The 14,065-nt window shown below is 57.0% G+C and carries 14 protein-coding genes; 4 read left to right on the forward strand and 10 right to left on the reverse strand.

Features of this window, described 5'->3' with window-relative positions; all coding sequences use genetic code 11:
- Positions 1-29: 29 nt before the first annotated feature.
- From chbC to osmE, 3 genes are all read right to left on the reverse strand, one after another.
- Positions 30-1,388 (reverse strand): PTS N,N'-diacetylchitobiose transporter subunit IIC, encoded by a 1,359-nt coding sequence (gene chbC, locus ABIE02_RS02060; RefSeq protein WP_032617721.1) that lies wholly within the window; start codon positions 1,386-1,388, stop codon positions 30-32.
- Between the two features lie 84 nt (positions 1,389-1,472).
- Positions 1,473-1,790 (reverse strand): PTS N,N'-diacetylchitobiose transporter subunit IIB, encoded by a 318-nt coding sequence (gene chbB, locus ABIE02_RS02065; protein WP_032617720.1) that lies wholly within the window; start codon positions 1,788-1,790, stop codon positions 1,473-1,475.
- 271 nt (positions 1,791-2,061) lie between these two features.
- Complete coding sequence (gene osmE, locus ABIE02_RS02070; RefSeq protein WP_032617719.1) at positions 2,062-2,403, reverse strand: osmotically-inducible lipoprotein OsmE; 342 nt, start codon at positions 2,401-2,403, stop codon at positions 2,062-2,064.
- 231 nt (positions 2,404-2,634) lie between these two features.
- Here osmE and nadE point away from each other — a divergent pair, with 231 nt between their 5' ends.
- A complete protein-coding gene (gene nadE / locus ABIE02_RS02075; RefSeq protein ID WP_032617717.1) occupies positions 2,635-3,462 on the forward strand; it encodes an ammonia-dependent NAD(+) synthetase in 828 nt (275 codons plus the stop codon).
- 85 nt (positions 3,463-3,547) lie between these two features.
- Entirely contained in the window at positions 3,548-4,435 is an 888-nt protein-coding gene (gene cho / locus ABIE02_RS02080) for an excinuclease Cho (protein WP_165717689.1), read from the forward strand.
- Here cho and ves read toward each other — a convergent pair.
- The 7 genes from ves to astC all read right to left on the reverse strand — a co-directional run bounded on the left by ves (position 4,404) and on the right by astC (position 12,108).
- Positions 4,404-4,961: an environmental stress-induced protein Ves gene (gene ves, locus ABIE02_RS02085; RefSeq protein WP_059308162.1), complete on the reverse strand. Its 558-nt coding sequence runs from the start codon at positions 4,959-4,961 to the stop codon at positions 4,404-4,406. The two genes, cho and ves, sit on opposite strands and share 32 nt — an antisense overlap.
- A 296-nt stretch (positions 4,962-5,257) precedes the next feature.
- Entirely contained in the window at positions 5,258-5,746 is a 489-nt protein-coding gene (spy, locus tag ABIE02_RS02090) for an ATP-independent periplasmic protein-refolding chaperone Spy (protein ID WP_032617714.1), read from the reverse strand.
- A 338-nt stretch (positions 5,747-6,084) separates the two neighbouring features.
- Positions 6,085-7,050 (reverse strand): succinylglutamate desuccinylase, encoded by a 966-nt coding sequence (astE, locus tag ABIE02_RS02095; protein WP_059308163.1) that lies wholly within the window; start codon positions 7,048-7,050, stop codon positions 6,085-6,087.
- 10 nt (positions 7,051-7,060) lie between these two features.
- Positions 7,061-8,386 (reverse strand): N-succinylarginine dihydrolase, encoded by a 1,326-nt coding sequence (gene astB / locus ABIE02_RS02100; protein WP_059308164.1) that lies wholly within the window; start codon positions 8,384-8,386, stop codon positions 7,061-7,063.
- A complete protein-coding gene (gene astD, locus ABIE02_RS02105; protein ID WP_103792871.1) occupies positions 8,373-9,860 on the reverse strand; it encodes a succinylglutamate-semialdehyde dehydrogenase in 1,488 nt (495 codons plus the stop codon). Before astD ends, astB begins: the two co-directional genes overlap by 14 nt.
- Positions 9,857-10,891: an arginine N-succinyltransferase gene (astA, locus tag ABIE02_RS02110; RefSeq protein WP_077226397.1), complete on the reverse strand. Its 1,035-nt coding sequence runs from the start codon at positions 10,889-10,891 to the stop codon at positions 9,857-9,859. The genes astD and astA overlap by 4 nt, the downstream gene beginning before the upstream one ends.
- The gene (astC, locus tag ABIE02_RS02115; RefSeq protein ID WP_336994719.1) at positions 10,888-12,108 is read right to left on the reverse strand and encodes a succinylornithine/acetylornithine transaminase; all 1,221 of its coding nucleotides are present in this window, start codon (positions 12,106-12,108) and stop codon (positions 10,888-10,890) included. Before astC ends, astA begins: the two co-directional genes overlap by 4 nt.
- A gap of 444 nt (positions 12,109-12,552) precedes the next feature.
- On the opposite strand from astC, the gene xthA reads away from it, so the two are divergent.
- Both xthA and ABIE02_RS02125 read left to right on the forward strand, forming a co-directional pair.
- Entirely contained in the window at positions 12,553-13,362 is an 810-nt protein-coding gene (xthA, locus tag ABIE02_RS02120) for an exodeoxyribonuclease III (protein WP_077226398.1), read from the forward strand.
- A complete protein-coding gene (locus ABIE02_RS02125; protein WP_077226399.1) occupies positions 13,363-14,049 on the forward strand; it encodes a TVP38/TMEM64 family protein in 687 nt (228 codons plus the stop codon). It abuts the gene before it with no gap.
- The last annotated feature ends 16 nt before the right edge of the window (positions 14,050-14,065 follow it).

Genomic DNA, 14,065 nt, shown 5'->3' on the forward strand with positions numbered 1-14,065 from the left:
TGACGCGGGTTGCCCCGCGTCAGACGACATCAGAATTTCAGTGCCAGAGCGATCTCTTCTTCGCTCTCTTCTTCATCAATGGTGGTCTGGGCCTTGTTAGCGATGGCAACGAACGGCATATAGAGCAGGGTCGCCACACCGAGGTTAAACATCGCCACCAGGAAGGCCGCTACGCTGCCGTTGGTGTTGAAGAAAGCCCCCAGGCCCGCTGGCATGGTCCACGGCGCAATGTTGGTCACCGGCGGGATAATGCCCAGGTAGTAGGCGGTCAGGGTTATGGCGGCCAGCAGCGGTTGCACCAGAACAAACGGAATAAACATCACCGGGTTCATGATAATCGGCAGACCGAAGAGGATAGGCTCGTTAATCTGGAAGATGCCTGACGGCAGCGCCAGCTTCGCCACCTGACGGTGATCTGCACGACGGGAGGTGATAAACACCGCGATAATCAGACCCAGTGTCGCCCCGGTACCGCCCAGGAAGATATAGGAGTCGAGCATCGGTTTGGCCCATACGTGGAAGGTTTTACCGGCCGCCAGCGCCGCGTCAACGGAACCGTACTGCTGGTAGAGTGCCACGTTTTCCAGCGCCCACGGCGTCATGATGCCGCTGTCCAGCGCGGCCAGCGCCAGGGAGCCATGTACGCCAAAGAACCATAGCAGGGAGGTGAAAATCACGTAAGCCCAGCCCACGACGCCACCCATAGAGGCCAGCGGTGTGGAGATGGTGTCCATGATGATCTGGTGGAAGTTAGTGCCCCAGTGAGAGAGCGCCCAGGCGATGGTGCCCATGATGGAGAGAATAATGAAGCCAGGGATCAGCGCCGAGAATGAGCGCGACACCGATGCCGGTACGCTGTCGGGTAAACGAATCACCCAGTTGCGACGAATAATAAAGGTAAACATTTCCGCCACGACCAGGCCGATCACGATACCGGAAATGATGTTTGCCCCGCCCAGCCAGTTGGCCCCCACCGCGTAAGCTTCACCGACGCTGTAGGGAGTCACGGTCATAAAGGCAGCGACAGATAATAAACCGGCGGCCAGCGCGTCAACTTTACGCTCTTCTGCCAGCGCCATCCCAATAAAGAAAGGTGCCATCAGCGACATAATACCCAGTGTACCGTTGTACACATTGCCGCCGATGGCTTTGAAACCATTTAACGTTTCAATAGTTGAGGGATCTAAACGCACACCTAATGAATAGAAGAATGAACCATCACCGAAGCTAAGAAAAACGTTATTAATTAAAACGAACATGGCCCCCGCCAGGGTTAACGGCATAACTTTAATAAAGCCGTTTTTAATGGCGTTGACATGCGGTTGCTTTCCTATTTTAACTGCAAAAGGAAGGAGTACCTTTTCAAGCGCAGCAATAAATCTACTCATAGAAAATGCCCTTAAATGCCGCAATAATATTGCGGCGTAAGTGTGTGTGAAATTGCTCTTTGACGGGAAAAATAATAAATTAAATTAATTAGCAGCTTTTTTAATCGCCGCTACAGCAGCTTTAAGAACACCCAAACCATCCACTTTGCCGTACAGCGCAGAGTCGATCACTTCCACCGGTTTATTCGGTAACAGACGTTGAATTTCTGGCAACATATAAGCGATTTGTGGCCCTAACAGCACCACATCCGCATTGTTCCCTTTCTCACCCGCCAGGGTTTCCGGGAACGCTTCAATCACGACAGGTACTTCGTACTTCTCTGCCTGCGCGCGCATCTTTGACACCAGCAGTGACGTTGACATGCCCGCTGAGCAAAACAGATAGATATGTTTCTTTTCCATAGCAATTTCCCTCTAATGTGCTCACCGCTTCGCCACGATGTTCCCGCCTTGACCGACCGGAATCCTTCGCTGGCGTATCTGATGAATGGAGTATACGGCAACTGCTATCCGGGAGATAATTCATAAGAGACTACAATTGTCTCTCCTTGACCTGGTGTTATGACACCCTTCACATTTTAGGTAAATAATTCGCGGTGAGAATTAAGATGGGTAGCGACGTAAAAAAACCGGCCAGGTGGCCGGTTTGTCGCTTTGCTCAGGAAAAGCGATATCAGGCTTTAGGTGCCTGCGGATCGGTGTCATATTCCGCGCAGGTCTGGTAGCCGGAGTTGATCACGTGGCCAGTATCGTCGAGGGCCACAAAGTAAGTTTCAGTTTTACCATCGCGTTGACCCAGGATGTAGGTCTGGCAGGTGCCACGAGCGTGGATCATCGTCACTTCTGATGACGGCTTACCGGCCAGCTGCTGTACCTGTGCACGGCTCATCCCTTTCTTAACGTCTTTTACGACGGGTTCTTTAAACTGGTCAGCGGTACGGTCATACGCGGTACACCCTGCCAGTAAAGTCATTACTGCCGCTGCGCCTAACATTCCTGCTAAATTCTTGTTCATATTCCGTCCTCTTGTTTATCAGCGTGTTAAGTAAGCCTGGAATAGAAAACCACATTTTTCAACCTCAAGCGTGACGGCAAAGTTTTTTCGGAAAATTCCTGTAATTCAAGCATAAGCTACTAAATCGCTCTGATTCACCCAATTCAAATGTGTGATCCTTGTCGTTTTCCCCATGACGAGTTAGCTTTAACAGAACATCCATCAGGCAAATTTGTGTAACGGAGGGGCTAAATGGCTCTGCAACAAGAAATTATCCAGGCGCTGGGTGCCAAACCCACCATTAATGCGGAAGAAGAGATCCGCCGTAGCGTCGATTTTTTGAAATCCTATTTAACCCGCTTCCCGTTTCTGAAGTCGCTGGTGCTGGGCATTAGCGGCGGTCAGGACTCCACCCTCGCCGGGAAGCTCGCCCAGATGGCCATCAGCGAATTGCGTGCAGAAACAGGCAATGAATCCCTGCAGTTTATCGCGGTGCGTCTGCCTTACGGCGTGCAGTTCGATGAGCAGGATTGTCAGGATGCCATCGCCTTCATCCAGCCGGATCGCGTGCTGACCGTGAATATTAAAGAAGCGGTGCTGGCCAGCGAAAAAGCGTTGCGCGACGCGGGCATTGAACTGAGCGACTTCGTACGCGGCAACGAAAAGGCCCGTGAGCGGATGAAAGCCCAGTACAGCATCGCCGGGATGACCAGCGGCGTGGTGGTGGGCACTGACCATGCGGCAGAGGCGCTGACCGGTTTCTTCACCAAATATGGCGATGGCGGCACAGATATTAACCCGCTGTTCCGTCTCAACAAGCGTCAGGGCAAGCAATTGCTGGCCGCGCTGGGCTGCCCGGAGCATTTATATAAGAAAGCCCCTACCGCTGACCTGGAAGACGACCGCCCTTCTCTGCCCGACGAGGCCGCGCTGGGTGTAACCTATGAAAACATTGACGATTATCTGGAAGGCAAAACGCTGGATGAAGGCACCGCCCGGATTATCGAGGGCTGGTATCTGAAGACCGAACACAAACGTCGCCCGCCGATCACGGTATTCGACGACTTCTGGAAACAATAATTCTGTCGGGGCGGCCTCTGCCGCCTCTTTTTTAACCACACCACAGCTGCTACACTGTATGCCTGAACAGTATCAGGAGTATGTTGTGAGCAGGCGTCAATCGGCACCGCGGCTTGAATTCGAAGCAGCAGCTATCTATGAATATCCCGAACATCTGCGCCCATGGCTGGAGGCACTGCCGAAGCAGCCAGGCGTCTATTTCTTTCATGGCGACAGCGATGCCATGCCCCTATATATCGGTAAAAGCGTCAACATTCGCAGCCGGGTGCTGTCGCATCTTCGCACGCCGGACGAAGCCGCCATGCTGCGCCAGTCCCGGCGTATTACCTGGATCCAGACTGCAGGTGAACTGGGCGCGCTGCTGCTGGAAGCCCGTTTAATCAAGGAGCAGCAGCCGCTGTTCAATAAACGGCTGCGCCGCAATCGCCAGCTCTGCTCACTGCAGATCACCGAGGGCAAACCGCAGATAGTCTATGCCCGCGAGGTCGATTTTTCGCACACCCCCAATCTTTTTGGTCTCTTTGCCAACCGTCGGGCAGCGCTGCAAACCCTGCAGACCCTGGCCGACGAGCGTCAGCTCTGCTATGGCCTGCTGGGACTGGAGTCGTTAAGTCGTGGGCGGGCCTGTTTCCGTTCCGCCCTGAAACGCTGTGCCGGAGCATGCTGTGGGAAAGAGAGCGTTGAGGATCATCACCAGCGCTTAGTCGAGGGGTTGCAGGCGATTGGTGTCACCTGCTGGCCGTGGGACAGCGCCGTGGCGCTGAAAGAGTCGCGCCCGGATATGACCCACTACCATATTATCCATAACTGGCTCTGGCTGGGCGCGGTCGACAGCCTGGACGAGGCGGCGGACCTGCTGCGCACGCCCGCCGGTTTTGATCAGGATGGGTATAAAATTCTCTGTAAGCCGCTGCTGACCGGCAACTACGAGATCATTCCTCTTAGTGCCCCGGAAGCCAAAAAATCTCGCTGAACAACAGCGTTCCCTCCGCCTTCAGCAGCCGCAGCGTATGGTTGCCTTCGTGCCACCATGCGCCCTGATCGGCGGTGAGCAGCTTCTCACCCAGCTGCCAGGCGCCGCTCAGGACAAACACCACCCCGCCACGTGACGCAAACGTGGTAAAGGTGCGATCCGCCACCCGCACCTTTGCCCGACAGCGATCCCGGCGGGTCATAATATTGAAATCCATCGACATTTGTCCCTCTAACAGCTTTGCTTTGACTGGCAGATCGCCGGCAAAGCTGAAGGGCTGATGACGCTGTAACGTATGCGTAAACGCATTGCCGCCATCAAGATGGACTTCCCCTCCTTCCAGTAGCGTGATCACCCGATCAATGCCAGGCGAGACGGAAAAGTCGCCATTGCTGGCGAGGGAGGCAATACTGGCGCGCCAGTTAAATTCCCGGGTTGCGGGGGGAAAACAACATATTTCGCGTGTTTCACCGGCCCCGTTACGCCAGAGGCTGATCGGCATTTTACGGATATCAAAGAATTCCATCACCACTCCGAATGGCGCAACAGGCGCCAGAGCAACCCGCGCAGGGCGGTCGCTTTTTGATTGTTATCGTTAGATCATCACTGTGTAGTATCGGCAGACGTGTCCAACGGCCTTAGCCTGACGACGAAAAAATCCGTAACGCCAGAAATTTCAAACACATTCTGCAAATCGATAACAGGAGAATACCGGGATGGCGGCGGCTGGCAAGAGGGCAGAAAAGAAAAAACCGCCGGACCTGTCCACAGCAAATATGCTTGGGTGAACAGGACTCCGGCGGTCTTGAATGGCTGAACCGATTATTCGGCTGGTGGGGTCATTTTACCTTCCGGCCCGGCACGTTCTGTCAGACGCTTCTCAAAATTCGCATCAAACTGTTTTTTCTGTTCCGGGGTCAGGATGTTGTAAATCTTGTTCTGGGTTTCCATGTGCGCCAGCATGCGGGCTTTGTTCTGCTCGGCCATCTTGTCGACCTGCGCCTGGGCTTTCGCTTTATCGAAGCTGTCGCTGGCGATGATGTCATGCATAGCGCGGCGCTCTTCAACCGATGGACGCTTCATCTGGTCACGCTGGCTTTTCATGATGTCGCGGATTTGCGTTTTCTGCGCATCCGTCAGATTCAGATCTTTAAACATCATGTCGTGATGCATACCCGGCTTGCCTTTGTGATGCATCATTTTGCTTTCGGCAGGTGCCGCGGTCGTGGTGGCGGTATCTGCGGCGAACGCCGCGCTGGTAGCGCCCAGAGCCAGGGTAGAGGCAACAAACAGTGCAGTTAATTTACGCATAATTTTGTCCTTCCTTTCAGTTATTCTTCGGCGCTATGCCGTGTTGACGAGATTCACTTTACGGGGTTTATCGTCAATTAATCAGAGCAAGGGTAAAACAATGAAAGTGTAAAAAACAAATTATCGTCAAATATGGAGAAAATAAGGATAAAGCGTGGAGAGTTGAAACAGAAATATACATCTGGCTGATTTTAAAGAGATTGTGAAGGAGTATACCGGGAAGAAGATTAATAATAAAGCAAACAGCCAGGAATAATCTGTAATAAAACAGGAGAACAATGAAATGGCTGAGAAAATAAACAACCCCATCGCATTAAGCTGATGGGGTTGGAGGAGTGTCAGGTGATTTTTTCCAGCATCAGTCCGGCACGCAAACCAAAGGCCACGGCAGGGTTCGGGAACAGAACATATTCGGTCGGCTTGTGCACTTCGTAGCGTTCATCGCCATCCTCCGCCAGTAATACCCCCTGGCGAAATGGCGTAAAGTTGAGGGTATGCGCCGCCATGTGCAGCACGAAGGCCTCGCTGCGGCGAGTGATCTGCTGCACCACCCGATAGTGCTCAACAGGCTCAGCATGTTGCGCTGGCGCCTCGCCGCTCAGTAAAGCAAACAGCGCCCGATGGGTAGTGGCAAAACGCGACAGATCGTTATGGCCGAACGGCAACGCCTTGCCCAACTCCAGGGTACAGGCAAGGGCACCAAAGCGTTCGCAGCTAAAATGGGTGAATGTCCCGCCCGGCGCCTGATGAAAGACCAGCGCCTCCAGCCCGGCATCCCCCAGCCACTGAATAAATGCCTCATCCCACGGCTGATTGCGCTGGGGCAGTACGCCAAAACGCTCATGATACGAGGCGCGGATGGCGGTATGCAGATCGAGATGCCAGCGGTCGGCCCCTGCCTGCTGATAAAACGCACCCACCAGCTCCTCCAGCAGCGCCGCGCGCGCGGTCTCATCACAGGCCGGAAACTGCGCTCCGCGCCCGCTGAACAGGCGGTTGATATCGCAGGTCAGGTAGCGCTTATCGGCCCTCAGCGCCGGAGGATTGCCATAGATAACAAGCAGGCGGCAGCGTAGCGTCAATTCGCCACGAAACAGCGCCCGCACCAGCAGATCAACGATTTCCACCGGCGCGGTTTCGTTACCGTGGATCCCGGCCGAGAGCACCAGGGCACGCTCGCTCGCGACCTCAGGCGTGAACTCCAGTACCCCGCGCGCCAGCCAGCGCCAGTCAAAGGAGGCCCCTTTGCCCTGAAGGTGGGCAGGTGTTTCATCGGCCATCGTCAGCGCCAGAAAGTTTTCCATCAGGCCTCCTTTATTGCTGGAACGGGTAGACAGACCCGAGTTGCAGAATACGGGTCAGGGCATCCAGCGCCTCGCGCCCTTCGCGCAACAGCTGCGGATCCACCAGGTCGGCCTGAGTCAGACGGTCGCGATAGTAGCGGTCCACCCAGTCATTGAGGGTGTTAAACAGGGTCTCGTTCATCATCACCGCCGGGTTAACTGCCCGCTGCTCCTCGGGAGTCAGCACCACGCGCAGGCGCAGACAGGCCGGGCCACCGCCATTGGCCATGCTCTCGCGCAGATCAAACACCCGCAGCTCGCTGACAGGGTTATCTTCTGCCACCAGACCGTTCAGATAGCGCCAGACGCCAGGGTGATCCTGCGATTCTTGCGGCAGGACCAGTATCATGCTGCCGTCGTCGCGACTCAGCAGCTGGCTGTTGAACAGGTAAGTGGACACCGCGTCCTGGACCGACACTGCCCCGGTCGGCACTTCGATCGGCATGAAGCCGGGCACCCGCTCGCGCAAGGTCTGAAGCAGCGCAGGCTGATCGACAAACGCCTGCTCGTGGCAGAACAGCACCTGGCGGTTCGACACGGCGATCACGTCGTTGTGGAACACCCCCTGGTCAATCACTCTCGGGTTTTGCTGGGCGAAGAGGATCTGCCCGGGGTTGACCTGGTTCAGCCGGGCAACCGCCTGGCTCGCGGCCAGAGTCTGACGCGCCGGGTAGCGGGCCGGTGCCTCATTACCCCCCTCTTCACGACCATAGACGAACAGTTGCAGGCCCGGCTCGCCGTAGTCGCCGCCGAGGCGGTTGTGGTTTGCCGCGCCTTCGTCACCGAACATCGCGACCTGCGGCAGCGCCGTATGGACGCTAAAGCGGGATTCATCGCGGAAAATGGCGCGCAGCACCTTTTCGGTGGTACCGGCTTCACTGGCCCGGTGGAATTTGTTGTTGAGGTTGGCAACGGTGAAATGAACTTTTCCGTCGAGCGTGTCTGCCGACGGGGCTACCGTCGCGGCATTCGCCACCCACATGGAGGAGGCGGAACTGGCGGCAGAGAGCAGCTGCGGCATCTGCGTGCCGGCCTTCTCCACCACCTGCTCATCGGTGCCGGTAAAGCCGAGCTGGCGCAGCACGCCGACGTTAGGCCGCTCCTGAGGCGGGATCACCGCCTGGGGAAAGCCTGCATCCGCCAGCGCCTTCATCTTTAACAGCCCCTGCTTTGCCGCCAGCTGCGGGTTGGAGATCTGAAAGCGGTGCTTAGTCGAGGCTTCATTGCCGAACGACAGCCCGGCATAGTGGTGGGTCAAGCCCACCAGCCCGTCGAAGTTAACCTCACGCGCTTTCATGACGCTTCTCCCGCGTAAAATCGAGGCCCGGACTCAGCTGCTCCGGCAGGACGATGGCCGGGGTTTCGAGGCTCGCCATGGGCCAGGCGCAGTAATCCGCCGCATACCAGGCGCTGGCGCGATGATTGCCGGAGGCACCCACGCCGCCGAATGGCGCGGTGCTGGCCGCACCGGTAAGCGGTTTGTTCCAGTTGACGATCCCGGCACGTGCCTCCAGCAGCAACTGGTCAAATTTTTCGCGTTCCGGCGAGATCAGGCCGCACGACAGGCCGTAACGCGTAGCGTTAGCCATCGCGATAGCCTGGTCGAAATCGTCATAACGCCAGATGCAGAGCAACGGCCCGAAGACCTCTTCATCCGGTACATCACGCACGCCCGTCATGTCGACGATCCCCGGGGTCAGTAAAGAGGTGCCCGCCCGCACCAGGCGGGGATCGAGCAGCGACCGCCCGCCGCGGGCAACGTGTTCCCGCCAGACGTGATAAACGTTTTTCGCCGCCTGCTCGGAAATCAGCCCGCCCATAAACGGCTGGTCGTTGGCATCCCACGTCCCTGGCAGCAGTTTCGCGCTCACCTCCACCAGCCGGGCGAGGAAGGCATCGCCTTCAGCACCGCTTTTAACCAGCAGGCGACGGGCGCAGGTGCAGCGTTGTCCGGCAGTGATAAAGGCCGACTGGATCGTCAGGTGAACCGCAGCGTCGATATCCGCCGGGTCGTCAACGATCAGGGCATTGTTGCCGCCCATCTCAAGGGCCAGAATTTTCTCTGGCTGACCGGCCAGCTGGCGGTGCAGCTGATAGCCGGTCCCGGCGCTGCCGGTAAACAGCAGGCCGTCAATATCGCTCAGGGCACTCAATGCCTGCCCGGTTTCCCGTCCACCCTGGACGAGATTGAGCACGCCCGGCGGCAGCCCGGCCTGCTCCCACAGTTTTACCACCGCCTCACCGCTCCACGGCGTCAGCTCGCTCGGCTTGAAGATCACGGTGTTACCCGCCAGCAGCGCGGGCACGATGTGACCGTTCGGCAGATGGCCGGGGAAGTTATAGGGGCCAAACACCGCCAGCACGCCGTGCGGACGATGGCGCAGCGTGGCTGCCCCGTCGGCCATCTCGGTGTGCTGCTCGCCGGTACGGGTGTGGTAGGCCTTTACCGAAATGGCGACTTTGTTGATCATCGCGGTGATTTCCGTTGCCGCTTCCCAGCGCGGCTTGCCGGTTTCGCTGGCAATGATCCGGGTCAGCTCCTGCTTATTGGCTTCCAGCAGAGAGGCAAATTTCTCAACGATGGCCTGACGCGCACTGAAGGGCAGCTTTGCCCAGCCCGGGAAGGCCGCACGCGCCGCCCGGCACGCCTGTTCGACCTGCGCGGCACTGGCATCAGCCCCTTGCCATAACCTCTCCTGGCCCACCGGATTGTATTTGGTGCGGGATTCACCTTCGCCGGTCACCCAGTCGCCATTGATCCATAAGTTCATGCTGTTTTCTCCTCGGGACACAGGCGCACCATGCGAATACGATCGCCAGCGCGGCATTTCAGGGCATCCAGTTGTGCTGCGGTCAGCACCAGACGTTCACATTCAGGATCCACGCGCACCAGCGTGGCGCGGAACTGGTCATACTGTTCATTAGCAACCAGGCAGGCGGGCCACTCACCCGGCGCAGGCTGGCCTTCGGCCACTTCCACCAGACGGCTTTTGCGGATCGCCCGAACCCGGTCGATATCGCACTCTAGCGTCGGGCCGCCGTCAAAGATGTCGACATAGTTGCGGTAGCGGAAGCCCTCTTTCTCCAGCACCGCGCGCGCCGGGGCGGTTTGCGGATGCACCTGGCCGATCACGGCCTGCGCCTCGGGGCTGAGGAAATGGGTATAGATAGGGTGTTTCGGCATCAGCTCGGCAATAAAGGCTTTCTGTCCGGTGCCGCACAGGTAGTCGGCTTTGCTGAACTCCATCGAGAAGAAGCGTTCGCCCAGGCTTTGCCAGAACGGCGAGAAGCCGGTTTCGTCGATCACGCCGCGCATCTCGGCCACCACTTTTTCGTTAAAGCGATCGCGGAAGGCAGCCATAAAGAGAAAGCGCGATTTGGAAAGCAGATAGCCGTTGCCCTCCTTGCGCCAGTCGGGATCGAGAAACAGGCTACAGAGTTCACTGCTGCCGGTGTGATCGTTACTGAGAAACAGCGTGGGCAGCGCGTTGTAGACGTTCAGCTCTTTCGACGCGTGCACCAGGGTGCCGACGCGGTAGTTATACCAGGGGTCGTTTAAGCCCACCGCCACTTCGATGGCGCAGATCCCGGCCACGGTGCCGGTGGCAGCCTCTTCCAGAACAAACACGTAACCCTGTTCGCCTTTCGGCAGCGTCCCTTGCCAGGTCTGCAGCGAGCGTTCGATGCGCGCCGAGAGCGTTTTTTCATCAACGGGAAGCGAGGTCAGCCCGCCTCCTGTTTTACCGGCAAGCTGCATGAGGGCGGATAAATCCCCGCGCTCAATGGGACGGATGACCATCATGATGACACCCCGGACTTCACACGATCACAGGCCAGCGCAAAGCGATCTAACCCGGTCTGCACCTCTTCCTCGCTGACGATCAGCGCAGGCGCAAAGCGCACTACGTTAGCCCCGGCGATCAGTACCATCACGCCCGCTTTTGCCGCTTCCTGTGAAATAAGTTTAGCTTTTCCGGCAAATTCCTCCGTGAGTACGCAGCCAATCAGCAGTCCAAGGCCCCGTATTTCTTTAAACAGCCCCGTTTTGCTGTTAATGGCTTGCAGGCGTTCGACAAACCAGTCGTGACGCTGCTTAACGCCGGTCAGCACGTCCGGGGTGTTGATGATATCCAGTACCTGACCGGCCACCGCCGATGCCAGCGGGTTGCCGCCGTAGGTGGTCCCGTGGGTGCCAACGGTCATCACCCGGGCGAATTTGTCGGTGGTCAGCATGGCACCGATTGGGAAGCCGCCACCGAGGGCCTTGGCGGTGGAGAGCACGTCCGGCGTAACGCCATAATGCATATAGGCATACAGCTCGCCGGTGCGGCCAACCCCGGTCTGGACCTCATCGAAAATCAGCACCGCGTTGTGACGATCGCACAGTTCGCGCAGCCCTTGCAGGAAGGCCTTATCCGCAGGCAGCACGCCGCCCTCGCCCTGCATGGGCTCGACGATCACCGCACAGGTGGTATCGTCGATCAACTCGCTGGCAGACTGGAGATCGTTATAGACCGCGTGGCGGATATCCGGCGGCAGCGGCGCAAAGTCCTGTGAATAGGAAGGTTGCCCGCCCGCGCTGACGGTAAACAGCGTGCGGCCATGGAAGGCATTTTTGAAGGCGACGATGCCGCTTTTCTGGTTGCCAAAGTTGTCGTGGGCATATTTACGCGCCAGCTTCAGCGCCGCTTCGTTCGCTTCGGCCCCGGAGTTACAGAAGAACACTTTTTCGGCGAAAGTGGAGTCGATCAGTTTTTTCGCCAGACGCAGCGCAGGTTCATTGGTGTAGCCGTTGCCGGTATGCCAGAACTTCGCCGCCTGGTCGTTCAGCGCCTGACGCAGCGCCGGATGCGCATGACCCAGGGCGTTAACCGCAATCCCCCCGGCAAAGTCGATGTACTCTTTACCCTGTTGATCCCACAGGCGTGAGCCTTCTCCCCGTACCGGAATAAAAGCCGCCGGAGCGTAAACCGGCATCATCCATTCATCAAAGTTTTCACGAGTAATTGACAGAGACATAGCGACCTCATCCGGTAAATAAAAGGTTGATTAAATGTTAAATATTTTAGTGTTTGCGCTGTAAATGTAGATTGCAGCGATCGTGCCAGCCAGCACTAAAAATGCATAAACGGGATGGGGTAACGTAATATCAATGAGTTACAACATGGCGTTATTCACTGTTTTTGCATAATAAGTGAATATTTTTACAACAAGCGGGGCTTTGCCGCATGAAAAATAGCTGTTTTATGCAGAAGCCAAATATAATTCTGGAATTGTGATCGCTCGCGAAATTTGTGGTCCCTTTTCGCGCCATTACAGGGCATCACGCGCCAGTTCGGTGCAAAAATTGCACTGTCGGCACGATCTGTCACAGTAATTGGTGGAACATACGCAGCGGCGGCAGTCAGCCCAACGAAATTCTGCTAACATCCTTGCACTATTCACCTTGCACTGGCAGCGACTATGAAATTTGTCTCTTTTAATATCAACGGCCTGCGCGCCCGTCCTCATCAACTGCAAGCCATCGTTGATCAACATCAGCCTGACGTTATCGGCCTGCAGGAGACAAAAGTCCACGACGATATGTTCCCTCTCGAAGAGGTGGCGAAACTGGGCTACAACGTCTTTTATCATGGCCAGAAGGGCCATTACGGTGTGGCGCTGCTCACTAAAGAGACCCCTGTCTCCGTGCGTCGCGGCTTCCCGGGCGACAACGAAGAGTCCCAGCGCCGTATCATCATGGCGGAAATTCCTTCACCGCTTGGCAACATCACTGTGATCAACGGTTACTTCCCGCAGGGCGAGAGCCGCGACCACCCGCTGAAGTTCCCGGCCAAAGAGAAGTTCTACCAGGATCTGCAGTCGTACCTCGAAACCGAGCTGAAAAAAGAGAACCCGGTGTTGATCATGGGCGACATGAACATCAGCCACACTGACCTGGATATCGGCATCGGCGAAGACAGCCGCAAGCGCTGGCTGCGCGCCGGGAAATGCTCCTTCCTGCCGGAAGAGCGCGAGTGGATGGCGCGTCTGATGGACTGGGGTCTGGTGGATACGTTCCGCCACGCCAACCCGGAGACTCAGGATCGCTTCTCGTGGTTCGATTATCGCTCCAAAGGGTTTGATGATAACCGCGGCCTGCGTATCGACCTGCTGCTGGCAAGCTCGGTGTTGGCAGAGCGCTGTGTTGAAACCGGGATCGACTACGAAATCCGCAGCATGGAAAAACCGTCCGACCACGCCCCGGTATGGGCGACGTTCGACGTCAAATGAATGGCGACAAACGCCCGTAAAATCATCCTGATATGCGCCCTTCTGGGCGCATTTATTGTTATTTATACGCAATTGCCGCCCGGCAGCGTAACGCTGGAAAATCTTCAGGCGCGGCATCAGGCGCTGCTGCTTTACTGCCAGCAGGCCCCGCGCCAGAGCGCTGCCCTCTATTTTATTCTCTATGTGCTGGTGACCACCCTGTCATTGCCGGGGGCTGCGTTGCTGACCCTGCTCGGCGGGGCGCTGTTCGGTCTCTGGCCGGGGATCCTGCTGGTCTCTTTCGCCTCGACGCTGGGCGCCACGCTGGCGATGCTGGTCAGCCGTTATCTGCTGCGCGACTGGGTGCAGCACCGCTTTGCCGGGCAGATGCGCACCGTTAATGACGGGGTGGCGCGGGACGGGGCATTTTATCTGTTTGCCCTGCGTCTGATGCCATTGTTCCCGTTCTTTGTGGTCAACCTGCTCGCCGGGGTGACGCGCCTTGGGGTATGGCGCTACTGGTGGGTTAGCCAGCTCGGGATGTTACCGGGGGCTATTGTCTATCTCAATGCGGGCCACCAGTTGGGGCAGATAACGTCGCTGCATGATATCCTCTCGCCGGGCGTGGTTTTTGCCTTTACGCTACTGGGGCTGCTGCCGCTTATCACCCGCTGGCTGTTCGCCCGCTTTTCCCGAACGTCTTTATAACAGGGGGCATTATGCG

It is taken from the genome of Leclercia sp. 1548 (genome assembly GCF_050435045.1).
GTDB classification, from domain to species: Bacteria; Pseudomonadota; Gammaproteobacteria; order Enterobacterales; family Enterobacteriaceae; genus Enterobacter; species Enterobacter adecarboxylatus.

Excerpts from the sequence above, each read along its gene's own strand:
- chbC (WP_032617721.1), bottom strand. The coding sequence starts at position 1,388 with ATGAGTAGATTTATTGCTGCGCTTGAAAAGGTACTCCTTCCTTTTGCA.
- chbB (WP_032617720.1), bottom strand. The coding sequence starts at position 1,790 with ATGGAAAAGAAACATATCTATCTGTTTTGCTCAGCGGGCATGTCAACG.
- osmE (WP_032617719.1), bottom strand. The coding sequence starts at position 2,403 with ATGAACAAGAATTTAGCAGGAATGTTAGGCGCAGCGGCAGTAATGACT.
- nadE (WP_032617717.1), top strand. The coding sequence starts at position 2,635 with ATGGCTCTGCAACAAGAAATTATCCAGGCGCTGGGTGCCAAACCCACC.
- ves (WP_059308162.1), bottom strand. The coding sequence starts at position 4,961 with ATGGAATTCTTTGATATCCGTAAAATGCCGATCAGCCTCTGGCGTAAC.
- spy (WP_032617714.1), bottom strand. The coding sequence starts at position 5,746 with ATGCGTAAATTAACTGCACTGTTTGTTGCCTCTACCCTGGCTCTGGGC.
- astE (WP_059308163.1), bottom strand. The coding sequence starts at position 7,050 with ATGGAAAACTTTCTGGCGCTGACGATGGCCGATGAAACACCTGCCCAC.
- astB (WP_059308164.1), bottom strand. The coding sequence starts at position 8,386 with ATGAAAGCGCGTGAGGTTAACTTCGACGGGCTGGTGGGCTTGACCCAC.
- astD (WP_103792871.1), bottom strand. The coding sequence starts at position 9,860 with ATGAACTTATGGATCAATGGCGACTGGGTGACCGGCGAAGGTGAATCC.
- astA (WP_077226397.1), bottom strand. The coding sequence starts at position 10,891 with ATGATGGTCATCCGTCCCATTGAGCGCGGGGATTTATCCGCCCTCATG.
- astC (WP_336994719.1), bottom strand. The coding sequence starts at position 12,108 with ATGTCTCTGTCAATTACTCGTGAAAACTTTGATGAATGGATGATGCCG.
- xthA (WP_077226398.1), top strand. The coding sequence starts at position 12,553 with ATGAAATTTGTCTCTTTTAATATCAACGGCCTGCGCGCCCGTCCTCAT.
- ABIE02_RS02125 (WP_077226399.1), top strand. The coding sequence starts at position 13,363 with ATGGCGACAAACGCCCGTAAAATCATCCTGATATGCGCCCTTCTGGGC.